General features: G+C 73.2%; 27 protein-coding genes. 8 read left to right on the top strand and 19 right to left on the bottom strand.

The window, feature by feature from the left end; translation table 11 throughout:
• Positions 1–52: 52 nt before the first annotated feature.
• Positions 53–1,561 carry an anthranilate synthase component I gene (locus CK485_RS15150; protein ID WP_109450794.1) on the bottom strand — a complete coding sequence of 503 codons (1,509 nt, stop codon included), beginning with the start codon at positions 1,559–1,561 and terminating at the stop codon, positions 53–55.
• Between the two features lie 77 nt (positions 1,562–1,638).
• Positions 1,639–1,992: a phosphoribosyl-AMP cyclohydrolase gene (gene hisI / locus CK485_RS15145; RefSeq protein ID WP_109450792.1), complete on the bottom strand. Its 354-nt coding sequence runs from the start codon at positions 1,990–1,992 to the stop codon at positions 1,639–1,641.
• 108 nt (positions 1,993–2,100) lie between these two features.
• Between hisI and CK485_RS28785 the strand changes: the two genes are divergently transcribed.
• Complete coding sequence (locus CK485_RS28785; RefSeq protein ID WP_158288216.1) at positions 2,101–2,982, top strand: hypothetical protein; 882 nt, start codon at positions 2,101–2,103, stop codon at positions 2,980–2,982.
• A 51-nt stretch (positions 2,983–3,033) separates the two neighbouring features.
• Complete coding sequence (locus CK485_RS15135) at positions 3,034–3,669, top strand: TIGR03085 family metal-binding protein (RefSeq protein WP_109450788.1); 636 nt, start codon at positions 3,034–3,036, stop codon at positions 3,667–3,669.
• Positions 3,670–3,709: 40 nt separating this feature from the next.
• On the opposite strand, the gene hisF is transcribed toward CK485_RS15135, so the two are convergent.
• The 8 genes from hisF to hisD form a co-directional block, all read right to left on the bottom strand.
• Positions 3,710–4,474 carry an imidazole glycerol phosphate synthase subunit HisF gene (hisF, locus tag CK485_RS15130; RefSeq protein ID WP_109450786.1) on the bottom strand — a complete coding sequence of 255 codons (765 nt, stop codon included), beginning with the start codon at positions 4,472–4,474 and terminating at the stop codon, positions 3,710–3,712.
• Positions 4,471–4,875 (bottom strand): RidA family protein, encoded by a 405-nt coding sequence (locus CK485_RS15125; protein WP_109450784.1) that lies wholly within the window; start codon positions 4,873–4,875, stop codon positions 4,471–4,473. The genes hisF and CK485_RS15125 overlap by 4 nt, the downstream gene beginning before the upstream one ends.
• Positions 4,872–5,597: a bifunctional 1-(5-phosphoribosyl)-5-((5-phosphoribosylamino)methylideneamino)imidazole-4-carboxamide isomerase/phosphoribosylanthranilate isomerase PriA gene (priA, locus tag CK485_RS15120; protein WP_109450782.1), complete on the bottom strand. Its 726-nt coding sequence runs from the start codon at positions 5,595–5,597 to the stop codon at positions 4,872–4,874. Before priA ends, CK485_RS15125 begins: the two co-directional genes overlap by 4 nt.
• A gap of 104 nt (positions 5,598–5,701) precedes the next feature.
• Positions 5,702–6,337 carry an imidazole glycerol phosphate synthase subunit HisH gene (gene hisH, locus CK485_RS15115; protein ID WP_109450780.1) on the bottom strand — a complete coding sequence of 212 codons (636 nt, stop codon included), beginning with the start codon at positions 6,335–6,337 and terminating at the stop codon, positions 5,702–5,704.
• A gap of 29 nt (positions 6,338–6,366) precedes the next feature.
• A complete protein-coding gene (locus tag CK485_RS29070) occupies positions 6,367–6,519 on the bottom strand; it encodes a hypothetical protein (RefSeq protein WP_199239354.1) in 153 nt (50 codons plus the stop codon).
• On the bottom strand, positions 6,520–7,110 hold the full coding sequence (hisB, locus tag CK485_RS15110; RefSeq protein WP_109453036.1) for an imidazoleglycerol-phosphate dehydratase HisB: 591 nt from the start codon (positions 7,108–7,110) through the stop codon (positions 6,520–6,522).
• Between the two features lie 5 nt (positions 7,111–7,115).
• Positions 7,116–8,216, bottom strand: coding sequence for a histidinol-phosphate transaminase (locus CK485_RS15105; RefSeq protein WP_109450778.1), 1,101 nt, complete (start codon positions 8,214–8,216; stop codon positions 7,116–7,118).
• On the bottom strand, positions 8,213–9,544 hold the full coding sequence (gene hisD, locus CK485_RS15100) for a histidinol dehydrogenase (RefSeq protein WP_109450776.1): 1,332 nt from the start codon (positions 9,542–9,544) through the stop codon (positions 8,213–8,215). Before hisD ends, CK485_RS15105 begins: the two co-directional genes overlap by 4 nt.
• A gap of 267 nt (positions 9,545–9,811) precedes the next feature.
• Here hisD and CK485_RS15095 point away from each other — a divergent pair, with 267 nt between their 5' ends.
• The 3 genes from CK485_RS15095 to ybaK all read left to right on the top strand — a co-directional run bounded on the left by CK485_RS15095 (position 9,812) and on the right by ybaK (position 12,753).
• Entirely contained in the window at positions 9,812–11,389 is a 1,578-nt protein-coding gene (locus tag CK485_RS15095) for an oxidoreductase (RefSeq protein WP_109450774.1), read from the top strand.
• Between the two features lie 117 nt (positions 11,390–11,506).
• A complete protein-coding gene (locus CK485_RS15090; RefSeq protein ID WP_109450772.1) occupies positions 11,507–12,226 on the top strand; it encodes an LON peptidase substrate-binding domain-containing protein in 720 nt (239 codons plus the stop codon).
• 17 nt (positions 12,227–12,243) lie between these two features.
• A complete protein-coding gene (ybaK, locus tag CK485_RS15085; protein WP_109450770.1) occupies positions 12,244–12,753 on the top strand; it encodes a Cys-tRNA(Pro) deacylase in 510 nt (169 codons plus the stop codon).
• Between the two features lie 225 nt (positions 12,754–12,978).
• On the opposite strand, the gene CK485_RS15080 is transcribed toward ybaK, so the two are convergent.
• From CK485_RS15080 to CK485_RS15065, 4 genes are all read right to left on the bottom strand, one after another.
• Entirely contained in the window at positions 12,979–13,677 is a 699-nt protein-coding gene (locus CK485_RS15080; RefSeq protein WP_199239353.1) for a DUF2567 domain-containing protein, read from the bottom strand.
• Between the two features lie 111 nt (positions 13,678–13,788).
• Entirely contained in the window at positions 13,789–14,577 is a 789-nt protein-coding gene (locus CK485_RS15075; protein WP_241968461.1) for an ABC transporter permease, read from the bottom strand.
• A gap of 68 nt (positions 14,578–14,645) precedes the next feature.
• Positions 14,646–15,671 (bottom strand): ABC transporter ATP-binding protein, encoded by a 1,026-nt coding sequence (locus CK485_RS15070; RefSeq protein ID WP_109453034.1) that lies wholly within the window; start codon positions 15,669–15,671, stop codon positions 14,646–14,648.
• Between the two features lie 85 nt (positions 15,672–15,756).
• A complete protein-coding gene (locus CK485_RS15065; protein ID WP_109450768.1) occupies positions 15,757–17,022 on the bottom strand; it encodes an NYN domain-containing protein in 1,266 nt (421 codons plus the stop codon).
• A gap of 275 nt (positions 17,023–17,297) precedes the next feature.
• Between CK485_RS15065 and CK485_RS15060 the strand changes: the two genes are divergently transcribed.
• Positions 17,298–17,492: a hypothetical protein gene (locus CK485_RS15060; RefSeq protein ID WP_109450766.1), complete on the top strand. Its 195-nt coding sequence runs from the start codon at positions 17,298–17,300 to the stop codon at positions 17,490–17,492.
• 104 nt (positions 17,493–17,596) lie between these two features.
• Here the strand turns inward: CK485_RS15060 and dnaE are convergent, their stop codons facing one another.
• Positions 17,597–21,148 carry a DNA polymerase III subunit alpha gene (dnaE, locus tag CK485_RS15055; protein ID WP_109450764.1) on the bottom strand — a complete coding sequence of 1,184 codons (3,552 nt, stop codon included), beginning with the start codon at positions 21,146–21,148 and terminating at the stop codon, positions 17,597–17,599.
• A 209-nt stretch (positions 21,149–21,357) separates the two neighbouring features.
• Between dnaE and CK485_RS15050 the strand changes: the two genes are divergently transcribed.
• Together CK485_RS15050 and CK485_RS15045 are read left to right on the top strand one after the other, a co-directional pair.
• The gene (locus tag CK485_RS15050) at positions 21,358–22,029 is read left to right on the top strand and encodes a hypothetical protein (protein WP_109450762.1); all 672 of its coding nucleotides are present in this window, start codon (positions 21,358–21,360) and stop codon (positions 22,027–22,029) included.
• Between the two features lie 77 nt (positions 22,030–22,106).
• The gene (locus CK485_RS15045) at positions 22,107–22,913 is read left to right on the top strand and encodes a thioredoxin domain-containing protein (RefSeq protein WP_109450760.1); all 807 of its coding nucleotides are present in this window, start codon (positions 22,107–22,109) and stop codon (positions 22,911–22,913) included.
• Between the two features lie 106 nt (positions 22,914–23,019).
• On the opposite strand, the gene CK485_RS15040 is transcribed toward CK485_RS15045, so the two are convergent.
• The 4 genes from CK485_RS15040 to CK485_RS15025 form a co-directional block, all read right to left on the bottom strand.
• Positions 23,020–23,598, bottom strand: coding sequence for a dienelactone hydrolase family protein (locus CK485_RS15040; RefSeq protein ID WP_109450759.1), 579 nt, complete (start codon positions 23,596–23,598; stop codon positions 23,020–23,022).
• A gap of 120 nt (positions 23,599–23,718) precedes the next feature.
• Positions 23,719–25,314, bottom strand: coding sequence for a Na+/H+ antiporter (locus CK485_RS15035; RefSeq protein WP_109450757.1), 1,596 nt, complete (start codon positions 25,312–25,314; stop codon positions 23,719–23,721).
• 71 nt (positions 25,315–25,385) lie between these two features.
• Positions 25,386–25,829 (bottom strand): GNAT family N-acetyltransferase, encoded by a 444-nt coding sequence (locus CK485_RS15030; protein ID WP_109453030.1) that lies wholly within the window; start codon positions 25,827–25,829, stop codon positions 25,386–25,388.
• A 50-nt stretch (positions 25,830–25,879) separates the two neighbouring features.
• Positions 25,880–26,821, bottom strand: coding sequence for an RluA family pseudouridine synthase (locus CK485_RS15025; RefSeq protein ID WP_109450755.1), 942 nt, complete (start codon positions 26,819–26,821; stop codon positions 25,880–25,882).
• Between the last annotated feature and the right edge of the window lie 42 nt (positions 26,822–26,863).

Here is a 26,863-nt window from a genome sequence, read left to right as displayed (position 1 = left end):
CCGGGGAGCGGCACGGCCGCGTTCCCGGCGCGGGGCGTTCACCCACGGCCGGTCACAGACCCGCCGCCGTGGCCACCGCGCGCAGCACCGCGGCGGCCTTGTTGCGGCACTCGGTGTCCTCCGCGACCGGGTCGGAGTCGGCGACCACGCCCGCGCCCGCCTGGACGTAGGCGGTGCCGTCGCGCAGCAGGGCGGTCCTGATGGCGATCGCGGTGTCGGAGTCGCCGGCGAAGTCCAGGTAGCCCACGCAGCCTCCGTACAGCCCGCGCCGGGTCGGCTCCAACTCGTCGATGATCTGCAACGCGCGCGGCTTGGGCGCGCCCGACAGCGTCCCCGCCGGGAAGCAGGCGGTGAGCACGTCGAACGCGGTGCGCCCCTCGGCCACCTTGCCGGTGACGGTGGAGACGATGTGCATGACGTGGCTGTAGCGCTCGACGGACATGAAGTCGACGACCTCCACGCTGCCCGGCTCGCACACCCGGCCCAGGTCGTTGCGGCCGAGGTCGACCAGCATCAGGTGCTCGGCGCGCTCCTTGGGGTCGGCGAGCAGTTCGTCGGCGAGCGCGGTGTCCTCCTGCGGGGTGGCCCCGCGCGGCCGGGTCCCGGCGATCGGGTGCACCATGGCGTGCCCGTCCTCGACCTTCACCAGCGCCTCGGGCGACGATCCGACCACCTCGAAGCCGTCGAAGCACAGCAGGTACATGTACGGGCTGGGGTTGGTCGCGCGCAGCACCCGGTAGACGTCGAGCGCGCTCGCCGGGCAGGGCGTCTCGAACCGCTGCGAGGGCACCACCTGGAACGCCTCGCCCGCCCGGATGCGCTCCTTGATGTCCTCGACGGCCTGCTGGTAGGCCTCCCCGCCCCACAGCGCGGTGTACTCCGGCAGCCTCGAGGGGGGCAGTTCGCAGGCCGAGGCGGGCACCGGGCGGGCCAGGTCGGCGGTCATGATGTCCAGCCGGGCCACCGCGTCCGCGTAGGCCTCGTCGACGCCGGTCGACAGGTCGTTGTGGTTGATCGCGTTGGCGATCAGCAGCACCGTGCCGTCCCAGTGGTCGAGCACCGCGAGGTCGGAGGTGAGCAGCATCGTCAGCTCGGGCAGGCCCAGGTCGTCCTTGGCGTGGTCGCCGACGTGCTTCTCCAGACGGCGTACCACGTCGTAGCCGAGGTAGCCGACCATGCCGCCGGTGAACGGCGGCAGCGTGCCGTCGGAGTGCAGGTCGCGCGGGGTGTGCAGGGCCTCGACGGTGGCCCGCAGCGCGGCCAGCGGGTCACCGTCGACGGGCACGCCCACCGGCGGGGTGCCCAGCCAGTGCGCCCGGCCCTCGCGTTCGGTCAAGGTGGCGTCGCTGCGCACCCCGACGAAGGAGTAGCGCGACCAGGAGCGGCCGTGCTCGGCGGACTCCAGCAGGAAGGTACCGGGCCGCTCCCCCGCCAGCTTGCGGTACAGCCCGACCGGGGTGTCGCCGTCGGCGAGCAGCCGCCGGGTGACCGGGATGACCCGGCGGTCGCGCGCCAGCGCCCGAAACGTCTCAAGATCAGGGGTGACAGTGCCCGTCGTCATGCGAGGCAGCGTAGTGCGTCCCGGCGCCCGCGCCGTCCGGCTCACACGGCGGCGCGGGCCGTCCGGCTCCGCGCGGCTCAGCCCAGCGGCAGCGGCGCGGCGTCGAAGCAGGTGCGGTCGCCGGTGTGGCAGGCGGCGCCCACCTGGTCCACCTTGACCAGCAGGGTGTCCCCGTCGCAGTCCAGCGCCACGGACTTGACGTACTGCGCGTGCCCTGAGGTGTCGCCCTTGACCCAGTACTCCTGGCGGCTGCGGCTCCAGTACGTGCAGCGGCCGGTGGTCAGCGTGCGGTGCAGTGCCTCGTCGTCCATCCAGCCGAGCATCAGCACCTCCCCGGTGTCGTACTGCTGGGCGATGGCGGGCACCAGGCCGTCGCGGTCGCGCTTGAGGCGGGCGGCGACGGCCGGGTCGAGCGGAGTGGCTGCTGACATGCCCCCATTGTGACCGGTTCCGGGGCGGTACGGGAAAGCGCCGTGCGGTGGCCGGAGTTGGACCGTCCCGGGTGCCCCGTCGTCAGTGGCGTACGGCATGCTTCGCACATGAGTTTCCCTCCGCCGAACGACGCGCCGCCGCCCTCTCCCGGCGGCTTCGGCCCGCCGCAGGGCTTCGGCCCGCCCCCGCCAGGCGACCCGGGTGGCCATGGTCAGCAGCCGCCCCCGCCGGGCGGTTACGCAGGCCCGCCGGGTGGCTACGGGCCGGGCGGATACCCGCCGGGCGGCCCCGGTGGCGGCGTGCCCGGTGGCTACGGGCCGGGCGGATACGGATATGGCGGCTACCCCCCGCCGCCCCCGCCCCCGCCCCCGCCCCCGCCCCCGCCGGGCGGTGGCAGGGGCCCGAAGATCGCCGGGGCGGTGGTCGGCGCGGTCGTGGTGCTGGCGATCGTCGGCGGCGCCCTCGCCTGGCTGGGCAGCGGCTCCGGCGGCGATCAGGCGAGCGCCGGGGACTCGCCCGCCCCGGTGACGAGCCCGTCGGCCGCCGGGCCCGCGGACGGTGCGGGCGCAGACCCGGGCGGCTCGTCCTCCGGCGACACCGGCCCGGCGCCCGCGTCCTCGCGGCCGGTCGTCCCGCACGTGAAGCTCTCGGCGGGCGACTGCTTCGACTCGCCCGGGCTCGACAGCAAGGTCACCGTGATCACCAGGCGCTCCTGCGACACGCCGCACTACGCGGAGGTGGTCTCCGAGGAGAAGCTGACGGGGGTCGTCGCCAGCGAGACCGACCTGCGGGACAAGGCGTTCGCCGTGTGCAAATCGGACATCGGCCGGCGCATGGAGTCCATACCCGAGGACGGCGACGACTACTACACCTACGTGCTCTTCCCGGACCTGGCGACGTATCAGATGGGTGACCAGGACATGGTGTCCTGCTCGCTGACGAAGAGCCACGGCAGGGACGGCAAGCAGCTGACCGCGCCGCTGCCGTGAGCCGCCGCGCCGCCGTGGCCGCCCGCGGCGGCGCCGTCGTAGGCTCGTGCCATGTCGACTCATGCGCGCCGTGAACGCCTGCTCCTCGCCGATCTGCTGGAGAGCGTCGGTCCCGGCGCCCCGACGCTCTGCGAGGGGTGGACGGCACGCGACCTCGCCGCCCACGTGGTGGTACGCGAACGGCGCGGCGACGCCGCGGCCGGGCTCGTCATCCCGCAGCTGGCGGCCCGGCTGGAGCGGATCCGGCAGGAGTTCGCGGAGCGCCCCTACGAGGAGCTGATCCGGCTCATCCGCACCGGCCCGCCGAAGCTGTCGCCGTTCGCGCTCAAGCAGATCGACGAGGCGGCCAACAGCGTCGAGTTCTTCGTGCACACCGAGGACGTCCGCCGCGCCCAGCCCGACTGGACGGCCCGCGAGATCGACCCGGTCTTCTCCGACCTGCTGTGGAAGCGGCTGGAGAAGGCGGCCCGGGTGCTGGGGCGCAAGGCCCCGGTCGGCCTGGTGCTGCGGCGGCCCGACGGGCAGACCGCGGTCGCCCACCGGGGCACGCCGGTGGTGACGGCGACCGGCGAGCCCGCGGAGCTGACGCTGTTCGCCTTCGGCCGTCTGAGCGCCGCCCGGGTCGAGCTGGACGGCGAGCAGGAGGCCATCGGCAAGCTGGAGACCGCCAAGCAGCTCGGCATCTGAGTGGCACGGCCAACGCGGCACGGCCCACGGAAGGGCCGGGTCACCGCACCGGGTGGCCCGCCTCCCGCAGGGTGCGCTTGACCTCGCCGATCCGCAGGTCCCCGAAGTGGAAGACGGAGGCCGCGAGCACCGCGTCGGCGCCCGCGTCGATCGCGGGCGGGAAGTGCGCCAGGGCGCCGGCGCCGCCGCTGGCGATGACGGGCACGGTGACGTGCTTGCGCACCGCCGCGATCATCTCGACGTCGTAGCCGTCCTTGGTGCCGTCCGCGTCCATCGAGTTGAGCAGGATCTCCCCGGCACCCAGCTCGGCGGCGCGGTGCGCCCACTCGACCGCGTCGATCCCGGTGCCGCGCCGCCCGCCGTGCGTGGTGACCTCGTAGCCGGAGGGCGTGCCGGCCTCGGTGCGCCGGGCGTCCACCGACAGCACCAGCACCTGGCTGCCGAACCGTTCGGCGATCTCCCGGATCAGCTCGGGCCGGGCGATGGCCGCGGTGTTGACGCCCACCTTGTCGGCGCCCGCCCGCAGCAGCCGGTCGACGTCCTCCGCGGTGCGCACCCCGCCGCCCACGGTGAGCGGGATGAAGACCTGCTCGGCGGTGCGCCGGACCACGTCGTAGGTGGTCTCGCGGTCGGCGGAGGAGGCGGTGATGTCCAGGAAGGTCAGCTCGTCGGCGCCCTCGGCGTCGTAGACCCTGGCCATCTCGACGGGGTCGCCGGCGTCCCGCAGGTTCTTGAAGTTGACGCCCTTGACGACGCGGCCGCCGGCCACGTCGAGGCAGGGGATGACCCGGACGGCCAGGCTCACGGGGTGTCTCCTCGGAAGGCTTCGATCTCCACCTCGACCAGCACCCGGGAGTCGACGAAGCCGGAGACCACGACCAGGGTCGCGACCGGCCGGACGGTGTCGAACAGCTCCTTGTGGGCGCGGCCGACGTCCTCCACGTCCCGGGCGTGGGTGAGGTACATGCGGGTCCTGACGACATGGCCGGCGTCCAGGCCGAACTGCCTCAGCGACTCCAGCGCGTTGCCGAAGGCGATCTTGGTCTGGAGGTACGGGTCGCCCTCGCCCTGGAGCACCCCGTCGGTGAGCGGCATCGTGCCGGCCACCAGGACCCGGTCGCCGATCTCGACGGCGCGGGCGAAGCCGATCCGTTCCTCCCACGGACTGTCGCTCTGCACGCGCCGCACTGCGGGGGTGTCGGTCATCGGGACACTGCCTCCAACGCCTCTTCGAGGGTGAACGCCCTGGCGTAGAGGGCTTTGCCCACGATGGCGCCCTCCACACCCTGCGGCACGAGACCGGCGATGGCCCGCAGGTCGTCCAGGGACGAGACGCCGCCGGACGCGACGACCGGCTTGTCGGTGGCGGCGCAGACGTCGCGCAGCAGTTCCAGGTTGGGCCCGGCCAGCGTGCCGTCCTTGGCGATGTCGGTGACCACGTAGCGGGCGCAGCCCTCGGAGTCCAGGCGGGCCAGCGTCTCGTAGAGGTCGCCGCCGTCACGGGTCCAGCCGCGGCCGCGCAGCGTGGTGCCGCGCACGTCGAGGCCCACCGCGATCTTGTCGCCGTGGGTGGCGATGACCTTGGCGACCCACTCGGGGGCCTCCAGGGCGGCGGTGCCGAGGTTCACCCGGGTGCAGCCGGTGGCCAGCGCCGCCGCGAGGCTGTCGTCGTCGCGGATGCCGCCGGACAGCTCGACCTTGATGTCCATCGTGCGGGCGACCTCGGCGATGCGCTCGCGGTTGTCGCCGGTGCCGAAGGCGGCGTCCAGGTCGACCAGGTGCAGCCACTCGGCGCCCGCCCGCTGCCAGGCCAGCGCCGCGCTCAGCGGGTCGCCGTAGGAGGTCTCGGAGCCGGATTCGCCGTGCACCAGCCGTACGGCCTGGCCGTCCCGGACGTCGACGGCGGGGAGGAGTTCGAGGCGGGTCATGTCTGCGGATGTCCTAGGGGTGTCGAACGGGGTGCCGGACGGGGGTGCCGGGCCGGAGCCGGAGGCGGGACTGCCGGGCGGGCCGGCGGGGCGGGCGACGGGCTTCAGAGCGTGCCGAGCCAGTTGGCCAGCAGCCGCGCGCCCGCGTCGCCGGACTTCTCGGGATGGAACTGGGTGGCCCACAGCGGCCCGTTCTCCACGGCGGCGACGAACGGCTCGCCGTGCGTGGCCCAGGTGACGCGGGGGGCGCGGATCTTGTCGCTGGTGACCCGCAGCTCCCACTCGCGCACCCCGTAGGAGTGCACGAAGTAGTAGTGCTCCTCGGGGTCGGTCCCGGCGAACAGCACCGAGTCGTCCGGTGCCTGGACGGTGTTCCAGCCCATGTGCGGCACGACGGGGGCGCGCAGCGGTTCGACGGTGCCGGGCCACTCGTCGCAGCCTTCCGTCTCCACGCCGTGTTCCACGCCGCGGGCGAAGAGGATCTGCATGCCGACGCAGATGCCCATCACCGGGCGCCCGCCGGACAGCCTGCGGTCGATGATCCAGTCGCCGCGCGCGGCCCGCAGCCCGGTCATGCAGGCCGCGAACGCGCCGACCCCGGGCACCAGCAGCCCGTCCGCGGCCATGGCGGTGTCGTAGTCCGAGGTGATCTCGACGTCCGCGCCGGCCCGGGCCAGGGCCCGCTGCGCGGAGCGGATGTTGCCGAAGCCGTAGTCGAAGACGACCACGCGCTTGCTCATCTGGGGTCCCTTCGGTGTCCCGGGTGGCGCTACAGCCGCATGAGGCCGGCGGCCAGTGACATCACGGAGCCGATGGCGACCAGTGTGATCATGCTCTTGGACATCTTCTGCTTCCAGAAGGAGTAGACGCCACCGGCCAGGAAGAGTCCCAGCAGGATGAAGAGCGTGGCTCCCTTGCTCATTTACAGCGCACCCTTGGTCGAAGGAATCCCGGTCTGCCGCGGATCGATCTCCGAGGCGTACCGCAGCGCCCGGGCGAGCGCCTTGAACTGGCACTCGACGATGTGGTGGGCGTTGCGTCCATACGGTACGTGGACGTGCAGGGCGATCTGTGCCTGGGCCACGAAGGACTCCAGGATGTGCCGGGTCATGGTGGTGTCGTAGGAGCCGATCATCGGGGCCATGCCCTCGGGCTCGGTGTGCACCAGGTAGGGGCGGCCGGACAGGTCGACGGTCACCTGGGCCAGCGACTCGTCCAGCGGGACGGAGGCATCTCCGAAGCGGACGATGCCGCGCTTGTCGCCGAGCGCCTGCCGGAAGGCGGCGCCGAGCGCGAGGGCGGTGTCCTCGATGGTGTGGTGGCTGTCGATGTGCAGGTCGCCGTCGGTCTTGACGGTCAGGTCGAACAGACCGTGGCGGCCGAGCTGGTCGAGCATGTGGTCGTAGAAGCCGACGCCGGTCGAGACGTCGACCATGCCGGTGCCGTCGAGGTTGATCTCGACGACGACCGAGGTCTCCTTGGTGCTGCGCTCCACGCGTCCGACGCGGCTCATCGTGCTCACTGCCCCTTCTTGAGTTCGCGCACCGCTTCCAGGAACGCGTCGTTCTCCGCCGGAGTGCCCGCGGTGACCCGCAGGCGGCCCGGTACGCCGTTGTCCCGCACCAGCACACCGCGCTCCAGCAGGCCCTGCCAGGCGGCGTGCGCGTCCTCGAAGCGGCCGAACTGCACGAAGTTGGCGTCCGAGTCGGTCACCTCGCAGCCCAGCGCGCGCAGCTCGGCCACGATGCGGTCGCGTTCGGCCTTGAGCTGCTCGACGTACCCCAGCAGGGTATCGGTGTGCTCCAGCGCGGCGAGCGCGGTGGCCTGGGTGACCGCCGACAGGTGGTACGGCAGCCGCACCAGCTGGACGGCGTCCACCACGGCCGGGTCGGCGGCCAGGTAGCCCAGGCGCAGGCCCGCGGCGCCGAACGCCTTGGACATGGTGCGGGAGACCACCAGGTTGGGGCGGCCCTCGATCAGCGGCAGCAGCGAGGGGCGGTGCGAGAACTCGCCGTACGCCTCGTCCACCACGACCAGGGACGGCCGGGCGGCCTGCGCGGCCTCGTACAGCGCGAGGACCGCTTCGGCGTCGACGGCGGTGCCGGTGGGGTTGTTGGGCGAGCAGACGAAGACCACCTCGGGCCGCAGCTTCGCGATGGCGTCGGTGGCGGCCGCCAGGTCGATGGTGAAGTCCTCGCGGCGCGGGCCCGCGATCCAGCCGGTGCCGGTGCCGCGCGAGATCAGGGCGTGCATCGAGTACGAGGGCTCGAAGCCGATCGCGGTGCGCCCGGGCCCGCCGAAGGCTTGCAGCAACTGCTGGATGACCTCGTTGGACCCGTTGGCGGCCCACACCTGCGCGGTGGTGACCGGGTGGCCCGCGGTGCGGGTGAGGTAGGCGGCGAGCGCGGTGCGCAGCTCGACCGCGTCGCGGTCCGGGTAGCGGTTGAGCTGCCGGGCGGCGTCCGTGACGCGCTCGGCGATCCGCTGGACCAGTGCCTCGGGCAGCGGGTAGGGGTTCTCGTTGGTGTTGAGCCGCACCGGCACGTCGAGCTGCGGGGCGCCGTACGGTGACTGGCCGCGCAGTTCGTCCCGGATGGGCAGGTCGTCGATCCGGGTCACGAAGTGGGCACCTTCCACCCGAACCGTGCCTTGAGGGCCGCACCGTGTGCGGGCAGGTCCTCGGCCTCGGCGAGCGTGACCACGTGGTGGGCGACCTCGGCGAGCGCGTCGCGGGTGTAGTCCACGACGTGGATGCCGCGCAGGAAGGACTGGACGGACAGGCCGGAGGAGTGGCAGGCGCAGCCGCCGGTGGGCAGCACGTGGTTGGAGCCCGCGCAGTAGTCGCCGAGCGAGACCGGCGCGTACGCGCCGACGAAGACGGCGCCGGCGTTGCGCACCCGGGCGGCGACGGCGGCGGCGTCCTCGGTCTGGATCTCCAGGTGTTCCGCCGCGTAGGCGTCGACCACGGTCAGGCCCTGGTCGAGGGTGTCGACCAGCACGATCGCGGACTGCCGTCCGGACAGCGCCTCGGTGATCCGCTCGGTGTGCTTGGTGGCGGCGGTCTGCCGCGCAAGCTCGGTCTCGACCTGCTCGGCCAGTTCGACGGAGGTGGTGACCAGGACGGCGGCGGCCAGCGTGTCGTGCTCGGCCTGGCTGATCAGGTCGGCGGCGACGTGCGCGGGGTCGGCGGTGGCGTCGGCGAGGATCGCGATCTCGGTGGGTCCGGCCTCGGCGTCGATGCCGATGCGGCCCTTGAGCAGGCGCTTGGCCGCCGCCACCCAGATGTTGCCGGGTCCGGTGACCAACTGGACGGGACGGCACTCGGCGGTGCCGTACGCGAACATCGCGACCGCCTGCGCGCCACCGGCCGCGTACACCTCGTCCACGCCGAGCAGGGCGCAGGCGGCGAGGATCGTGGGGTGCGGCAGACCGCCGTGCTCGGCCTGCGGCGGGGAGGAGACGGCCAGCGAGCCGACGCCCGCCTCCTGCGCGGGCACGACGTTCATCACGACGGACGACGGGTAGACCGCGCGGCCGCCGGGCACGTACAGCCCGACCCGCTCGACCGGCACCCAGCGCTCGGTCACCGTGCCGCCGGGGACGACGTGGGTGGTGTGGTCGGTGCGGCGCTGCTCGCCGTGGACCAGCCGGGCCCGGCGGACGGACTCCTCCAGGGCTGCGCGTACGGCCGGATCCAGCCCGTCCAGCGCCTCCTTCAGCGCCGTCTCGGGCACCCGGACCCGGTCGATCCGCACGCCGTCGAACCTCTCCGCGTACTCGATCAGCGCCGCGGTGCCGCGATGCTTCACGTCGTCGCAGATCGGCCGCACCTTCTCCAGGGCGGCCTCGACGTCGAGTTCGGCACGGGGCAGCAGGTCACGGTCGAACGCGCCGTCGCGAAGGCTGCTCGCGAAGGCGTCGCCGCGCAGGTCGATTCGGGAGATCACGGTCTCAAGTGTAGAGATGCCGCGCCGCGACCGGGGCCGGCCTCCACTGGGTGAGACGCGGCGTGTGATCCGTACGGCCTGTCCGGGGGTGGCCGGTTTCGGCCATCCGGGGCAGCGCGGACTCCTCGCGCGGTCTAGCGTGCGATCCCGGTGATCACCCAGACCATGTGATCACCGTACGGAACGATCAGCTGATGAAGCGATCGCCAGATCCTCGTGGAGCGCCGGGAGCCGGGCCAGGGGGCGGCTGGCGGAGGGGACGCAGCCATGACCCAGGCAGCGCGAGCCGCGACACCGGAGGACCTCACGCCCACCGAGACCGCCGTGTGGACGGCGTTCCGGCGCGGCGACGGCCACGACCTGCGCGAGGCGGGCGGGACGGGCGGTCAGGCCGCGGGTTGTGGTCCTGGCGCGGCGGCCGATCCGGCGCGGGCGGTGCGTGCCGAGGTGATCGCCCGGCTGCTGCTGGACGGGCCGCCCGCCGAGCCGGGCCGGGTCGCCGCGCTCAAGCTCTCCGGCGCCCTCGTCACCGGGCAGCTGAACCTCTCCGGCGGGAGGGTCCTGCCCTACGTGGAGCTGCGCGACTGCCGCTTCGAGGCCCAGGTGCTGCTGCCGGAGTGCCGGTTCACCACCCTGCGGATGATCCGCTGCGCCGTCCCCCGGGTCGAGGCGGCCCGGGTGGCCACCTCCGGCGACCTGTGCCTGGCGCACTGCGAGGTGCCCGGCGGCATCCGGCTGACCGACGCGAAGGTCGGCACCGACCTGCTGATCAGCGGTCTGGTCGTCGGCCGGGGCCGCAGCGGCCACTGCGTCGCCGCCGACGGGCTGACCGTCGCGCAGGACGTGGAGGCCGAACTGCTGTGCGCGGACGGCGAGTTCAGCCTGCGCAGCGCCCGCATAGGCGGACGGCTCTCGCTGCGCGGCAGCACGTTGCGCAATCCGCACGGCCGCTACGCGCTCAACGCCGCCCGGGTCACCGTGGAGCACACCCTCTACCTCAGCTCCGGCCACCTCAGCGGTCCGGCCGGCGGGGGCACTCCTCCGGCCGGGGTGCGCACCCGGCGGTTCGTGTGCGAGGGCGGGCTGCGGCTGGACGACGGGCGGTTCGGCAACGGGATCATCGCCGACCGCGCGAGCTTCCTGCTGGCCGGGGACCAGCAGCTGTCGCTGCGCCGCGTCCAGACCCCGGAGCTGCGGCTGACCCTCCAGGAGCCGCCGACCGGCCGGGTCTCGCTGGCCGGGGCGCGCATCGGCACCCTCACCGACACCCCGGACAGCTGGCCGGGCGCGGGCGGCATCGACCTGACCGGGTGCGTCTACGAGACGCTGTCGGCGCGCGGCCCCTTCCCGCTGGCGGCGCGCCTGGCCTGGCTCGCCGACGCCACGCCCGAGTACAGCCCCGGCCCGTACGAGACGCTGGCGCAGTCGTTGCGGGCCGGCGGCGAGGACTCCGAGGCCCGCGAGGTGCTACTGGCCAAGCAGCGCAGACGCCGCGAGACGCTGCCGCTGGCCGGGACGGTCTGGGGCTGGTTGCAGGACGTCACCGTCGGCTACGGCTACCGGCCCGGGCGGGCGGCGCTGTGGATGGCGGTGCTGTGGGCGCTGGGCACGGTGTACTTCGCGGCGCACCCGATCCCGACGCCGGTGGACGAGCAGGCCTGGCCGCACTGGAACCCGCTGCTGTTCACCCTGGACCTGCTGCTGCCCGTGGTGGACCTCGGCCAGAGCAACGCGTGGCGGCTGACCGGCACCGGGCAGTGGGTGGCGGCGGTGCTGACGCTGCTGGGCTGGGTGCTGGCGTCCACCGTGGTGACCGGCGTGTCACGGCTGCTGCGCCGGGGCTGACGCGCGCCCGTCACCCGTACCTGACTGCCCGTCAGCCGCGCGGGCGCCGTACCGGACGGTCGCTTTCTGCCCGGGAACGGTCATGAGGCGCGCGGCCTGCGCATAGGCTTGCGTGCTGTGACCAGCCGCCTTCCGCTCTTCCCGCTCGGCTCGGTGCTGTTCCCGGGCCTCGTGCTGCCGCTGACCATCTTCGAGGAGCGGTACCGCGCCCTCGCCCGGGACCTGCTCGCGCTGCCCGAGGACGCCCCGCGGCGCTTCGGCGTGGTCGCGATCCGGGACGGCCAGGAGGTCGCGCCGACCGGCCCCGGCATACCTGATGGCGGCGCCGCGGCAGGCTTCGGCCCCGACCCGGGCCGGGCGTTCTACGAGGTGGGCTGTGTCGCCGACACCGCGTCGCTGCGCGAGAAGGAGGACGGCGGCTACGAGCTGATGGCCACCGGCGCCACCCGCTTCCGTCTGCTGTCGGTGGACGCCACGGGGCCGTACCTGGTGGGCGAGGTCGAGTTCCTGGAGGAGACCGCGGGGCCGGGCGCGGGGCCGCTCGGCGCGGAGGTGGAGCGGGCGTTCCGCACCTACCAGAAGCAGTTGGCCGGGGCCCGCGAGCGGACCCTGTCCGCCGCGCAGGAACTGCCCGACGACCCCGCGGTCCTGTCCTACCTGGTCGCCGCCGCCACGGTCGTCGAAGTGCCGGTCAGGCAGCGGCTGCTGGAGGCCGCCGACGCCGCGACCAGGCTGCGCGAGGAGCTGAGGCTGCTGCGGCTGGAGACCGCGGTGATCGGTAAGCTCCCGTCGCTGCCGGCCACCGAGCTGACCCGGCAGCCGACCAGCCACAACTGACCGCGGAGGCAGGCGCGATGGCCAGGAAGCGCAAGGAGGGCGGCGGTCCAGGAGCCGGGGGCACCCCGGCGACCGTGGCCCTGGCCGCCGCCGGGATCGGCTTCAGCACGCACGCCTACGAGCACGACCCGGCCGCGGCCTCCTACGGCGAGGAGGCCGCCGAGGCGCTGGGCGTCGGGGCGGAACGCGTCTTCAAGACGCTGGTGGCCGAGGTGGACGGCGCGCTGACGGTGGCCGTGGTACCGGTCGCCGGATCGCTGGACCTCAAGGCGCTCGCGGCGGCGGTCGGCGGCAAGCGCGCCGCGATGGCCGACCCGGCCGCGGCCGAGCGCGCCACCGGCTACGTACGCGGCGGCATCTCCCCGCTGGGCCAGCGCAAGCGGCTGCCCACCGTGGTCGACGCCTCGGCGCTCGACCACCCGACCGTCTTCGTCTCCGCCGGACGGCGCGGCCTGGAGGTCGAACTGCCCGGTGCCGACCTCGTCGGCCTCACCGGCGCGGTGGTCGCCCCGGTCGGCCGGGGCTGACGCCGGGCCGGCGGCGGGTCCGGCGCGCGGCGGCGGGGGCTGGCGGCCCGGGTCTTCGGAGCGCACCCTGGCAGTAGGCGCCGCGGCGGACGCCTGGCGCCGGCTGGAGGAGGCGACGACGCCATGTCGAAACGCACGCGTAAGCGCAAGTGGCGCGTGAAGAAGCACCGCCACCACGCCAACCACGGGAGCCGTCCCGCGTAGGGCGGCACGCGCCCCCGGCGGTCAGTGCCGGGCCGGACCCTGCGGGGTGCCGGGGCCCTGAGGACTGTGCGGGCCGGTGTCCTGCGGGCCGTGGTCCGCCGGGGCGCCGGGGTCGTGCGGCTGCGGGCCCTGCGGCGCGCCCCACTCCTCCCAGCGCGGCACCGGCTGCGGGTCATTGGGGGCGAACGCCGAGGTCAAAGCCAGGAAGACGGCCATCGACGCGGCGGGCCAGGCCAGCAGCGCGCCCTTCGCCCGCAGTTCCAGCGGCGCGTAGAACGTCCGGTTCACGCCCACCGCCCTGGCGTGCGCGAGGCTGATCTTCGGCGGACCGAACGTCACGCCCATCCGCCAGGCCAGCAGCGAGCCCAGCACACCGCCCGCGGCCAGACCGATCACCACGGCGACGCCGCCGGTGCGCCGCCACAGGAAGACGCCGAGCGCGGTCAGCGCGCCCATGCCCAGGCCCAGCAGCGTGAACCAGCCGTCCGCGCCCACGGCCTGCTCGCCCTCGGAGTCCTTGAGGTAGACGTTGCTGCCGTCGAAGAAGACCGGCACCCGCGGCGCCAGCCACAGCCACAGCAGCCCGAGCACGACCCCGCACACGCCGACCGCGACGGCGGTGAGTACTCCGCGCAGCAGCTCCCGCCAGATCCTGACGGGCCCGGCTTCCGGGGAGGGCGGGTTCTGCGGCTCGTACGACGGCGTCAGCGGTGCGGTCACCCGGACATGGTGCCAGGTCCCTCTGTGCGGGAGGCGGCAGGGGCGGCCGTGGGGGTGTCCCCGGGTGCGACCACGGCCGTACGGGCGCACCCGTGACGCGGGCGGTCCGGCTCAGCGCCGGTACGCGGCCCTGCGGTACGCCCAGGTGGCCACGGCCAGCGAGACGACGCCGACGGCCCCGCACACCGCGAGGTCGCCCAGCACCGCCGCCCAGTCCGTGGCCCCGCCGAAGGTGCGGGCGAACGCCTCGACGCCGTACGTCGACGGCAGCGCGTCGCGGGCCCAGCCCAGCGGCCCGGCCAGATGGCTCGGCGGCAGCACGCCCAGCAGCAGAGCCGCCGACATGCCCAACTGGCCGAAGAGCGTGGCGAGTTCCTGCCGGGGCGCGAGCAGCCCGAGGGCCGCGCCGAGCCCGGACAGGGCGGCGCCCGCCAGCGGCACGACCGCGAGCAGCACCCACAGGTTGGTCAGCGGCAGCCCGAACAGCACGCAGCCGAAGACGGCCGTCACCAGCGTCCCCGGCAGGGTGAACGACGCGTAGGCGGCCGCCGCTCCGAGCACCACCGAGGCGGGCGGCACGGGCAGCGTCGCGTAGTGGTCGAGGCCGCCGGAGGCGCGCAACTGGCCGAAGTACTGGGCGAGCAGGTTGAGCGCGACGAAGGCCACCACCAGCACGCTGGAGCCGGACACCACGGCGCGCGCGGCCGGTGACCCGGCGTCCACCACGCCGCGCATGAGGATCATGATGCCGACGGACTGGAAGGTGGCCACGAACAGCAGCGGGATGCGTGCCACCCGGGCGCGGGAGAGCTGGGCGCGGTAGACCGCCGCGAGGGCCGGCAGCAGCCGGGCGGACGGCGCGAGCGGCGGGCCGCCGGGGCGCGGGCGGGCCGCCTCCACGGGCCGGGGCGGCTCGGCCGACGGGGTGGCCCCGTGGTCGTCCGCGCTGGTCGCCGCTGACAGTGCGCTCACGCCTTGACCAGTCCTTTCTGGCGTCCGCCGAGTGCCAGGTAGACGTCCTCCAGGCTCGGCGTGGCGAGCGTGAAGTCGTCGAGTGCCGCGAAGGCGGGACCCGAGGTGACCGAGGCGACCACCGCGCGGGCGCGTTCCTGCGGCAGCCGCAGCGTCCAGCGCCGCCCGGAGGTCTCGGCGGCGGCGCTCAGTTCGCGGATGCCGGGCAGGTCGAGCGGGGCCTCGTCGCGCCAGACCAGGTCCAGCCTGACCTCGTCGGAGACGGTGGCCTTCAGCCCGGACGGCGTGTCGCAGGCGATGATCCGGCCCCGGTCGAGCACCGCGACCCGGTCGAGCACGGTCTCGGCCTCGATGACGTTGTGGGTGACCAGCAGCACGGTGGTGCCGCGCTCGGCGCGGCGGCGGTCGACGGCCGCCCAGACGGCGCGCCGGGCCACCGGGTCCATGCCGGTCGTCGGCTCGTCGAGCACCAGCATCGGCCGCTCCCCCACCAGCGCGGCGGCGAAGCAGGCCAGCCTGCGCTGCCCGCCGGAGAGCCTCTTGAGCGGACGTCCGGCGATCTCGGTGAGGCCGAGTTCGTCGAGCACCGCGTCGCGCTCGGCGCGCGCGGCACGGGCGGGCAGGCCGCGCAGGCGTCCGGTGGTCTCGGCGGCCAGGGCGACGGTCAGCTCGTCGAGCGCGGTCGACTCCTGGCCGAGGTAGCCGATCAGCCGGGCGGCGCGCTCGGGGTGGGCGACCAGGTCGTGCCCGTACAGCTCGACGCGTCCGGCGTCCGGGCGCAGCAGGCCGGTCAGCTGCCGCACCAGGGTGGACTTGCCGGCGCCGTTGGGGCCGAGGAGGCCGAAGATCTCGCCTTGGCGCACGTCGAGGTCGATGCGGTCGTTGGCACGGACCTCGGGCGTCGCGGAGCCGCGGCCCCGCCTGCCGGGGTAGGTCTTGACCAGCCCGCGCACGGTCCACACCGCCGCGCGGGCGGTGCCGGCGGCCGTCTCGCCCTCCGCCTGTCGCGTGCCCGTACTCACCACGAGCACTGAGGGTACGCGCCGTTGGCCGGAACGCGTGCCTCGGCCCCGGTTTCCCGGGCCGGGCGGCGGGGGTGCGGCGGACTCAGCCGGACGAGCCGGGCGCCGACGAGGGGCCGGCGGTGCTCGGAGCGTGCTCGGCCACCGACCGGGCGTCCACCTCGCGCCAGAAGCCCGCCCGGATGGCGTAACGGTCGTGTTCGTCGATCTGGTCGTCCTTGTGGGCGAGCAGGCCGAAGCGGGCCGCGTACCGCAGCAGCTCGCCGTCGATGCGGTGCGGGACGCGGGGGTACTCGCCGGTCAGCGTGCGCAGCGCGGAGGCGTCGCTGAGCCGCTCGATCCAGCGGCGGGCGAAGACCTGGCCGACCTCGAAGGGGTCGCCGCTGACCGTGGTGATGTCCTCCTCGCGGTCGGCCCAGCGCTGCTCCGCGGTGGTCAGCTGGGCCAGCGTGGGCAGCCCTGGGTCGGGCGCCTCCGCGGCCGGGCGCTCGACCCAGCCGCGTTCGGAGGACCAGCGCAGGGTGGCGGCGGGCGGCGGCGCGGGCGGGCCCGGATGTGCGGGGTGCCCGCCCGCCGGGCCCCGGCCGCCGACGAGTCCGGCGAGGTCCTTCGGGGTGGGCACGCCCGAGCGGGCCGGGGCGCCTTCCGCCGGGGCGGGCGCGTGCCCGTTCTTGGCGGGCGCCGCCTCGTCGCCGGTGGCGGGCTTGGGCGCGGCGGTGGGCAGCGCGGACTCCGGCAGCGGGGCGGACAGGATCGCGGCGATCTCCGGGCGCGGCGGCTGCGGCGCGCAGGGCCCGGCCGCGTCGCGGGGCTGGACCGCCCGGGTGATCCACTCGCGGTCGAGCACCCGGCGTTCGTCGGCCTCGGCGACCAGGTCCTCGGACTGGTTGTAGTCGCCGTCGGCGGCCTGGACGGCCCACAGGTGGACGGCGACGCCGTGCTCCTTGGCGGACATCATGCCGGGCAGCAGGTCGCCGTCGCCGGTGACCAGGACGACGTCGGAGCAGGCGCGGTTGCGGGCCAGCTCGGACAGCTCGGCGTGCATCGCGGCGTCCACGCCCTTCTGCGCCCAGCGGCCGTCCGTACGGGTCAGGGCGCCCAGCCGGACGGTGACCCGGGGCATCACGCGCAGGCGCCGGTGCTCCGGCTGCGGCACCCGGTCGGGCGCGCCGTCGAACCAGTAGATCCGCAGCAGCGGGCGGCCGGTCTCGCGTTCGGCGCGCTCGCGCAGGCCGCGGACGACGGCGGCGTGGTCCACGGTGATCCGGGACCGGGAGGGCTCTCCGGCCAGCAGGCTCGCGGCGGCGCCGAGCAGATAGCCGGCGTCCACGAGGACGACGCAGCGGTCCACGTTCCACCCTCTTTTCTACGTCCGGTCGCCCCCCGGAGCGGGTTGTCCTGAGTCTGCCCGACCGCGTGGGGGATATGAGCCCGAACTCGATCATCGGCGTGGCGGATTCGCAAGAGGCCCGGCAGCGACCGCCGCGAACCCGCGCTTCGTTACGCCCTGTGAACGACCGAAATGCGCGTTTGGTTCCGGCATGCCAGTCTGATCATCGCGTCCGGACACCACGTCCTGGAACGCCTCACGGCCCATCGTCCGAGATCCCCACTGGAGGAACGATCATGGGCAAGAACAAGAACCAGAACCCCAACCGCTCCCGCGAGAACAACGCCCCCGCGCGCGGCACCGCTCCCGACGCGTCCACGCCGCACGAGTCGGCCACGGCCACCATGGACCCGGAGCGCAGGACGCCGCTGAGCAGCGGCATGAACCAGGAGATGTCCCACAAGCGGAAGAAGAAGTTCGGCCACAACTGACCGGACCCGCACGGCAGTCGCGAGGGGCGCGCCCACGTTCGGGCGCGCCCCTCGCGCATGTGGCCATCCGCGCCGCCGCCCCTCGGCCGGACCGGCTCGCGGCGTCAGCTCGCCTGGCTCGTGCCCAGGCAGGCCGGGCCCAGCAGGGCCTTGAGGTCGCCGAAGAGCGCCGGGTCGGGGGCCACCCGGTGGCGGTCCAGGCGCAGGACGGTGGTCTTGCGGGCGCCCTGGAGCCGGACGCGGACCTCCGTGCTGCCGCGGTGGCTGTCGAGGACCTCGCCGAGGCGGGCGACCAGCGGCGGGGTGACCTTGACGGTGGGGATGGAGATGGTGACCGGGGCGTTGGTGCCCGCGTCGGTGAGGTCGGGGACCATCAGCTCCATCGCGACCAGCCGGGGCACGTCCTCGCGCTTGTCGAGGCGTCCCTTGACCAGCACCACCGCGTCCTCGATCAGCTGGGTGGAGACCAGTTGGTAGGTGGCGGGGAAGAACATGCAGTCGATCGAGCCGCCCAGGTCCTCCACCGTGGCGATGGCCCACGCGTTGCCCTGCTTGGTCATCTTCCGCTGCAGGCCGGAGATGATGCCGCCGATGGTGACGATCGCGCCGTCCGGGTAGTCACCGCCGTTGAGCGAGGCGATGGCCGCGTCCGTCCTGTCGGACAGCACGTGCTCGATGCCGAACAACGGGTGGTCGGAGACGTAGAGGCCGAGCATCTCCCGCTCCTGGGCGAGCAGGTAGGACTTCTCCCACTCGACGTCGGAGAACGTGACGTCGAGGCCGAAGCCCGGCTCGTCCTTGGCGTCGTCCTCGCCCATGCCGCCGAACAGGTCGAACTGGCCCTCCGCCTCCTTGCGCTTGACCTGCACCACGTTGTCGATCATCGACTCGTAGTGCTCGGTCAGGCCGCGCCGGGTGTGGCCCATCTCGTCGAACGCGCCCGCCTTGATGAGCGATTCGACGGTGCGCTTGTTGCAGACGACCGCCTCGACCTTGTCGAGGAAGTCGGGGAACGAGCTGTACTTCCCCTTGGACTTGCGGCATCGGATGATCGAGTCCACCACGTTCTGGCCGACGTTGCGCACGGCGGTCAGGCCGAAGAGGATCACGTCGTCGCCCTGGGCCGTGAAGTTGGCGTCCGACTCGTTCACGTTCGGCGGCAGCACCTTGATGCCCATGCGGCGGCACTCGTTGAGGTAGATCGCCGACTTGTCCTTGTCGTCGCGCACCGAGGTCAGCAGCGCCGCCATGTACTCGGCCGGGTAGTTGGCCTTCAGGTAGGCCGTCCAGTACGAGACCAGGCCGTACGCGGAGGAGTGCGCCTTGTTGAACGCGTAGCCGGCGAACGGGACCAGCACGTCCCACACCGCCTGGATCGCCTCGTCGGAGTAGCCCTTCTCGCGGGCGCCCTTCTGGAAGGGGACGAACTCCTTGTCGAGGACCTCCTGCTTCTTCTTGCCCATGGCGCGGCGCAGCAGGTCGGCCTGGCCGAGCGAGTACCCGGCGAGCACCTGGGCGGCCTTCTGCACCTGCTCCTGGTAGACGATCAGGCCGTAGGTGATGCCGAGGACGTCCTTGAGCGGCTCCTCGAGCTCCGGGTGAATCGGGGTGATCTCCTGCTGGCCGTTCTTGCGCAGCGCGTAGTTGATGTGCGAGTTCATGCCCATCGGGCCCGGACGGTACAGGGCCGAGACCGCGGAGATGTCCTCGAAGTTGTCGGGCTTCATCATGCGCAGCAGCGAGCGCATCGGGCCGCCGTCGAACTGGAAGACACCCAGCGTGTCACCGCGGCCCAGCAGTTCGAAGGTCTTGGGGTCGTCCAGCGGCAGCGAGAGCAGCTCCAGGTCGATGCCCTTGTTGGCCTTCACCAGCTTGACGGCGTCGTCCATGATCGTCAGGTTGCGCAGGCCCAGGAAGTCCATCTTCAGCAGGCCGAGCGACTCGCAACTGGGGTAGTCCCACTGCGTGATGGTAACGCCGTCGGAGGCGCGGACCCAGACCGGGACGTGGTCGGTGATGGTCTCGCTGGACATGATCACGCCGGCCGCGTGCACGCCCATCTGCCGCACCAGTCCCTCGACGCCGCGCGCGGTGTCGATGACCTTCTTCACGTCCGGCTCGTTCTCGTACATCCCGCGGACCTCGCCGGCCTCGCCGTAGCGCGGGTGCTGCGGGTCGAGGATGCCGGACAGCGGGATGCCCTTGCCGAGGACGTCGGCGGGCATGGCCTTGGTGATGCGGTCGCCCATGGCGTACGGGTAGCCCAGCACGCGGGCGGAGTCCTTGATGGCGTTCTTCGCCTTGATGGTGCCGTACGTGCCGATCATGGCGACCTTGTCGGCGCCGTACTTCTCGGTCACGTAGCGGATCACCTCGGAGCGCCTGCGTTCGTCGAAGTCGATGTCGACGTCGGGCATGGAGACGCGCTCGGGGTTGAGGAACCGCTCGAAGATCAGGCCGTGGTCGATCGGGTCGAGGTCGGTGATGCCCATCGCGTAGGCGACGATCGAGCCGGCCGCCGAGCCCCGGCCCGGGCCCACCGCGATGCCGTTGTTCTTGGCCCACATGATGAAGTCGGCGACCACGAGGAAGTAGCCCGGGAACCCCATCTGGATGATGATGTCCATCTCGTAGTCCGCCTGCCGCTGACGGTCCTCCGGGACACCGCCCGGGTAGCGGCGGGCCATGCCGCGCTTGACCTCCTCGCGGAACCAGGTGACCTCGGTGTACCCCTCGGGCACGTCGAAGCGCGGCATCAGGTTCTTCGACTCGAACCAGCCGTCGGTGTTGATCTGCTCGGCGACCAGCCGGGTGTTGGCGCATCCCTCCTGCCAGGCGTCGGAGGAGTCGACGGCGTACATCTCGTCGGCGGACTTCAGGTAGTAGCCGGTGCCGTCGAACTTGAAGCGGTCGGGGTCGGTGAGGTTCTTGCCGGTCTGGATGCACAGCAGCGCGTCGTGCGCGTCGGCCTCGTGGGCGTAGGTGTAGTGCGAGTCGTTGGTGACCAGCGGCTTGATGCCGAGCTTCCTGCCGATCTCCAGCAGGCCGTCGCGGACCCGGCGCTCGATCTCGATGCCGTGGTCCATCAGCTCCAGGAAGTAGCGGTCCTTGCCGAAGATGTCCTGGTACTCGGAGGCCGCCTTGATCGCCTCGTCGAAGTGGCCGAGCCGCAGGCGGGTCTGCACCTCGCCGGACGGGCAGCCGGTGGAGGCGATCAGCCCCTCGGACCACTGGGCGATGGTCTCCTTGTCCATCCGGGGCCACTTCTGCAGCCAGCCCTCCTTGTAGGCGTCCGAGGAGAGCCGGAAGAGGTTGTGCAGGCCGGTCTTGTCGGCCGCCCAGATGGTCTTGTGGGTGTAGCCGCCGGAGCCGGAGACGTCGTCGCGCTTCTGGTGCGGCTGGCCCCACAGGACCTTGCGCTTGTTGCGCCGGGACTCGGGGGCGACGTACGCCTCGATGCCGATGATCGGTGTGACGTCGGCGGCCTTGGCCTGGTGGTAGAAGTCGTAGGCGCCGTGGAGGTTGCCGTGGTCGGTCATGGCGATGTGCGTCATGCCCATCTCCTGGCACGCCTTGAACATGTCCTTCAACCGCGCCGCCCCGTCCAGCAGGGAGTACTGGGTGTGGACGTGCAGGTGCGTGAAGGGCTTGGTCACGGTGCGCGAACCTCCGGGACGGCAGTCGTCTACTGAGGCTGGAAAGTCTATGCCCGGGGTGTGACAGCGGATGCCCCGCCGGACGGAGAACGCGGGCTTTCCCGCCGGGCCCGCGAGGCACGCCCGCGGGCCTGGTTTTGCGGTCGTTGCCGGACCTTTAGGCGACGCCTACAGCCGCTCGTGGCACACTCTGCCGCATGAGGGCCCGCATGGAGGCGAGAGCACAGTTCAGGACGGCGCGTGCCGTGCTGTTCGCCGCGCTGTGCACCACGCTGTCCTCCACCTCCCACGTGCTGCTCTCCCGGCTGCCGCTGCCGTGGACCACGGTGGGCCTGGTCTTCGCCGCCGTCTTCGCCATCGCGTACGCGCTGGCCGGGCGGGAACGCGGCTTCTGGCCGATCGCGGCGCTGCTGGTACCGCTGGAACTGGCCGCCGACACCTTGTTCACCACCGGCCAGCGCACCTGCTACGGCCCGGCGGGCGGCCCGGTCACCGGCCCCCTGCGCTCGTTCGGCGCCGACCTGCTCTGCGACGGCGGCAGGATCGGCACGCCGCTGGCCGGCGGCACCCCGCTGTCCGGTGGCACGGCGCTCGCCGACCCGGCGGTGCCGTGGCTGCTGCTCGCGGCGCACGTCGCGGTGGGGCTGCTGGCGTCATGGTGGCTGCGGCGCGGGGAGGCCGCGTTGCAGCAACTGCTGCGCGCCACCGCCTCGTTCGCGTTCCGGCCGCTCGCCGCCGCGGTCGCGGTGCTGTGCGCCGCCCTGCCGCCCGCGGTCCGTCCCCGCACCGCACGGCGGGCCGGCCGGGCGTGCGAGCCGGTCCTGCCACTGCTGCTGCACTCCGTCGTCCGGCGTGGTCCGCCGTTCGCCCTCGCGGCCTGACGCCTGCCGCCGGGCCGCCCCACCGGGCAACCGGACCACCACCTTGACGGCATCCTTGACGGAGAGAGCAGTCCACCATGAGCAAGAAGAACAGCTGGGAGAACAAGTCCTCGGCCCGTGAGCGGCTGAAGGCGGAGCGCGCGCGGGAGGCGAAGCGGGCCAAGGTCCGCCGCCAGGTCTTCGCGGGCGTCGGCGTGGTCGCGGTGCTGGCCATCGCGGCGGGCGTCGCGGTCGCCGTCTCCAGCTCCGGCGGCGGCACGTCCAAGCCGTTCGTCCAGCCGGCCAACACCTCGGGCACCAACGGCACCACCGTGATCTACGGCAACGCCTCGGCCCAGCACACCCTGCACCTGTACGAGGACCCGCGCTGCCCGATCTGCGCGGAGTTTGAGCAGCAGGACGGCCAGACCTACCTCAAGGGCGCCGACGCCGGGCAGTACAAGATCCAGTACACCTTCGGCACGTTCCTGGACAACAACGACGGCGGCACCGGCTCGATGCACGCCCTCAGCGCGCTGGGTGCGGCGCTGAACGTGAGCCCGCAGGCGTTCATCCAGTTCCACACCGCGCTGTACTCCAAGGCGAACCACCCGGACGAGACGACCGACAAGTTCAGCGACAACAGCTACCTGTTCAAGATCGCGAACGAGGTCCCGGCGCTGAAGAACAACGCCACGTTCCAGAAGAACGTCAAGGACGGCACGTACGACGCCTGGGCGAAGAAGATGTCCGACTCGTTCAACAGCAGCGGCGTGCAGGGCACCCCGAGCGCCAAGCTGGACGGCAAGGACTTCACGGTGGCGGGCAACAGCTTCGCCCCCACCGGGATCATCCCGGTCTCCCAGCTGACGCAGCAGCTCGACAAGGCGTTCGGCATCAAGTGACCGTCCGCGGTTCCGGCGGGCGACGGTCCGCCGGAACCGCGCGGTCCCGGCAGGACGTCCGGGCCCGCCGGGGCGGGCGCTCCGGCGGGCCCTTGGGACGCGCGGGCTACAGGTCGGCGAGGAAGGCCAGCGCCGTGGCCCAGGTGCGCTCCGCGGCCTCCTCGTCCCAGTCGGGCAGGTCGGGGTCGGTGTACAGGTGTCCCGCGCCGCGGTAGCGGTGCACCTCGACGTCGGCCCCTGCCTTGCGCATCCGCAGATACCAGGCGTTCAGCCAGTCGTCGGGCTCGAACGGGTCGGGCTCGGCGACGTGCAGCTGGACGGCGAGGTCGGTGGCCGCGTCGTCGGCGATGTCCGACGTGCCGTGCAGGAGCAGCAGGCCACGGGCGTGCTCGTCGCCGAGGGCGAGGTTCTGGGCGATGGAGCCGCCGAGCGAGAAGCCCGCGTAGACCACCCCGCGAGCGGACAGCGGCGCCGCCGCGGCCACCGCCCGCCGCAGCAGTTCCTCACGGCCGATCTCGTCCTTGAGCGCGGCGGCCTCGATGGCGTCCTGAGCCGTCCTGCCCTCGTACAGGTCGGGCACCACCACCTCGTGCCCGGCCGCCCGCAGCCGGTCCGCCGCCGCGTGCACCGCGGGCCGCAGCCCGTACCAGGAGTGCAGCAGCAGGATCGTCTCCGCGTCAGCCACCGTTTCTCACGCCTTCCCACGTCACCGGGGCGGCAGCCGCCCCGCACCAGCCTCCCATCGTGCCAGGCGGGCGCCCCGCAACGCTCTGCCGGGCGCGCGCCCCGACGCCCCGCCGGGGGCTCACCGCAGGCTGCGCACGTCGAGATGGCGCAGCACCCGGTCGACGACCTCCGGGTCGAAGCCCGGCTCGTTGCGCGCGCCCAGCACCGCGTGGCGGGCGGCGGACATCATCTCCGCCTGCACGCGCCGCACGTGGTGCAACCTCGCGGCCCTGCGCCGGGCAGCCTCGTGCCGCTCGGGGCGGCTGCCCGCCTCCATGTCGGGGCTGATGCGCAGGCCCAGGTCGTAGGCCCGGCGCAGCAGCGCCTCGGACATCTCCTCCGGCAGGTCCTCGCTCTCCTCGATCTCCCGCAGCCGCCGCTTGGCCGCCTTCGCCGCGCGCAGGGCGAGCCGCCGCTCCAGGTCGCGTTCCGCCGCCGAGTCGCCCTGCACGCCGAGCACCCCGACCAGCCACGGCAGGGTGAGCCCCTGGAGCACCAGGGTGGCCAGCACCACGCAGAACGCGACGAACAGGATCGCCTCGCGACCGGGGAAGTCCGCGCCGCCGTCCACGGTGAGCGGGACGGCGAGCGCCAGCGCGACCGACGCCACGCCGCGCATCCCGGCCCACCACATGACGACGGTCTCACGCCAGGTGGTCGGGATGTCCTCGTCCAGGTCCCGTCTTCGGTGGAGCCTGCGGGCCAGCCACGCGGCGGGCAGCAGCCACATCAGCCGGACGCCGACGACCACGCCGACCACGATCGCCGCCCCGCCCAGCAGCTCCCCCGCCGCGCCCGCCGCGGTGCCGAAGACGGTGTGCAGCTCCAGTCCGATCAGGCCGAATGCGGCGCCGGTCACCAGGGTGTCGACGATGGTCCAGAAGGTGCTGCCCGCCAGGCGCCCGGTCACGTCGTCGGCGTCGCCCATGTACTCCGACAGGTACAGCGCGGTGGTGAGCACGGCCAGTACCCCTGAGCCGTCCAGCTCCTCGGCGAGCGCGTAACTGGCGAACGGCACCAGCAGCGACAGGCCGACCTGCAAGGTGGCGTCGCCGACCAGCCGCATCAGCTTGTTGGCCAGCCATCCCAGCGCCACTCCGATGACCGTGGCGACGACGGCGGACAGCACCAGCGCCAGCGCCGCGTGCGGCAGCGAGAACGAGCCGGTCACGGCGGCGGCCACGGCGACGTGGTAGAGCACGATGGCGGTCACGTCGTTGAACAGCCCCTCGCCCTCCAGGATCGACACCATGCGGCGGGGCAGCCCCAGCCGGCCCGCGACCGCCGTGGCGGCCACCGGGTCGGGCGGTGCGACCAGAGCGCCGAGCACCACGGCGGACGCCATCGGCAGGCCTGGGACCACGGCGTGGGCGACGGCGGCGACGGCGGCCGTGGTGACGAAGACCAGGGCCACCGCCAGCAGCAGGATCGGCCTGACGTTGGCCGCGAACTGCCGCCAGGACGTGCGCTGCACGGAGGCGTACAGCAGCGGGGGCAGCACCAGCGGCAGGATCAGCCCGGGCGGGATGTGCACGTTGGGCACGAACGGCAGCAGCGCCAGCACGCCGCCGAACAGCGTCATCAGCACCGGTGACGGCAGGCCCAGCCGGTCCCCCACCGGGACCATCACGATGGCCCCGAGCAGGAGGACGAGCAGCAGGGCGAACTGGTCCACGGCGCACGCTCCCGGACAGGAGGATCTTGCTTCAGGTGCTGATCAGCCTGCCACGCAGCACTGACAATCAGTCACAGCCCGCGCAGCGCGCGGCGCATGGCGCGGTGCGGGATGCCGCTGCCCTCGTCGAACTCGGGCCCGTGGGCGGCGTAGCCGAGGCGCTCGTAGAAGCCGAGGGCGTGGGTCTGCGCCTCCAGGTAGACGTGGTCGAGGCCGAGCCGCCGCGCCTCCTGCTCGACCGCCCGCACCAGCGCGGCGCCGAGCCCGGTGCCGCGCGCCCGGCGGCCGACGGCGAGGCGGCCGAGCACGGCCGTGGCGTCGTCGTCCACCACGCCCGCGTACTTGCGGCGCGCCGGGGCGCCGTGCAGGAAGCGCACCGTGCCCAGCGGCGCTCCGCCGGGGCCGGTGGCCAGCAGGTGGACGGCGTGGGCGTCGTAGGCGTCCCACTCCTCGTCCTCGGGGATGCGCTGCTCGACGACGAAGACCTCGCGGCGCACGGCGAAGCAGCCCGGCATGTCGGCCTCGCCGGCGACCCGGATGGCGTGCCCGCGGGCGGCCCCGCCGCTCACGCGCTCTCCGCCCGGACGGTTTCCAGCGCGTGGGCCAGGTCGTCCGGGTAGCGGCTGGCGAACTCCACCCAGCGCCCGTCCGCCGGGTGTTCGAAGCCCAGCCGCACCGCGTGCAGCCACTGCCGGGTCAGCCGCAGCCGCTTGGCCAGCGTCGGGTCGGCGCCGTACGTGGTGTCGCCGACGCACGGGTGCCGGTGTGCCGACATGTGCACGCGGATCTGGTGGGTGCGGCCGGTCTCCAGCTTGATGTCAAGCAGCGAAGCGGCCCGGAACGCCTCGATCAGGTCGTAGTGCGTGACGCTGGGCTTGCCGTCGGCGATGACCGCCCACTTGTAGTCGTGGTTCGGGTGGCGGCCGATGGGCGCGTCGATGGTGCCGCTGAGCGGGTCGGGGTGGCCCTGCACGAGGGCGTGGTAGCGCTTGTCGACGGTGCGCTCCCGGAACTGCTGCTTGAGCAGGGTGTACGCGCGCTCCGACTTGGCGACCACCATCAGGCCCGAGGTGCCCACGTCCAGCCGGTGCACGATGCCCTGACGCTCGGCGGCGCCCGAGGTGGAGATGCGGTACCCGGCCGCGGCCAGGCCGCCGATCACCGTGGGGCCGTTCCAGCCGGGGCTGGGGTGCGCGGCCACGCCCACCGGCTTGACGACGACCACGACGTCCTCGTCGTCGTGGACGATCTCCATGCCCTCCACCGGCTCCGCGACGATCCGCACCGGCTCGGCGGGCGCGGGCATCTCGACCTCCAGCCACGCGCCGCCGTGCACCCGGTCGGACTTCCCGGCCTCGGCGCCGTCCACCCGGACCTTGCCGTCCGCGGCGAGCTCGGCCGCCTTGGTGCGGGAGAAGCCGAACATGCGGGCGAGGGCGGCGTCCAGGCGCTCGCCCTCCAGACCGTCGGGCACGGGAAGGGTACGGATCTCGGGAAGGGTGCTCACCAGGACGAGTATGCCGGAACCCGCGGCACGAATGTCCGCCGG

It is taken from the genome of Streptomyces sp. ICBB 8177, from assembly GCF_003144095.1.
Lineage (GTDB): Bacteria > Actinomycetota > Actinomycetes > Streptomycetales > Streptomycetaceae > Streptantibioticus_D.
Note: the sequence above shows the minus strand (reverse complement) of the source record. Positions and strands in the feature narration are given on the sequence as shown.

Excerpts from the sequence above, each read along its gene's own strand:
- CK485_RS15150 (WP_109450794.1), bottom strand. The coding sequence starts at position 1,561 with ATGACGACGGGCACTGTCACCCCTGATCTTGAGACGTTTCGGGCGCTG.
- hisI (WP_109450792.1), bottom strand. The coding sequence starts at position 1,992 with ATGTCAGCAGCCACTCCGCTCGACCCGGCCGTCGCCGCCCGCCTCAAG.
- CK485_RS28785 (WP_158288216.1), top strand. The coding sequence starts at position 2,101 with ATGAGTTTCCCTCCGCCGAACGACGCGCCGCCGCCCTCTCCCGGCGGC.
- CK485_RS15135 (WP_109450788.1), top strand. The coding sequence starts at position 3,034 with ATGTCGACTCATGCGCGCCGTGAACGCCTGCTCCTCGCCGATCTGCTG.
- CK485_RS15125 (WP_109450784.1), bottom strand. The coding sequence starts at position 4,875 with ATGACCGACACCCCCGCAGTGCGGCGCGTGCAGAGCGACAGTCCGTGG.
- priA (WP_109450782.1), bottom strand. The coding sequence starts at position 5,597 with ATGACCCGCCTCGAACTCCTCCCCGCCGTCGACGTCCGGGACGGCCAG.
- hisH (WP_109450780.1), bottom strand. The coding sequence starts at position 6,337 with ATGAGCAAGCGCGTGGTCGTCTTCGACTACGGCTTCGGCAACATCCGC.
- CK485_RS29070 (WP_199239354.1), bottom strand. The coding sequence starts at position 6,519 with ATGAGCAAGGGAGCCACGCTCTTCATCCTGCTGGGACTCTTCCTGGCC.
- hisB (WP_109453036.1), bottom strand. The coding sequence starts at position 7,110 with ATGAGCCGCGTCGGACGCGTGGAGCGCAGCACCAAGGAGACCTCGGTC.
- CK485_RS15095 (WP_109450774.1), top strand. The coding sequence starts at position 9,812 with ATGACCCAGGCAGCGCGAGCCGCGACACCGGAGGACCTCACGCCCACC.
- ybaK (WP_109450770.1), top strand. The coding sequence starts at position 12,244 with ATGGCCAGGAAGCGCAAGGAGGGCGGCGGTCCAGGAGCCGGGGGCACC.
- CK485_RS15060 (WP_109450766.1), top strand. The coding sequence starts at position 17,298 with ATGGGCAAGAACAAGAACCAGAACCCCAACCGCTCCCGCGAGAACAAC.
- CK485_RS15050 (WP_109450762.1), top strand. The coding sequence starts at position 21,358 with ATGGAGGCGAGAGCACAGTTCAGGACGGCGCGTGCCGTGCTGTTCGCC.
- CK485_RS15045 (WP_109450760.1), top strand. The coding sequence starts at position 22,107 with ATGAGCAAGAAGAACAGCTGGGAGAACAAGTCCTCGGCCCGTGAGCGG.
- CK485_RS15030 (WP_109453030.1), bottom strand. The coding sequence starts at position 25,829 with ATGCCGGGCTGCTTCGCCGTGCGCCGCGAGGTCTTCGTCGTCGAGCAG.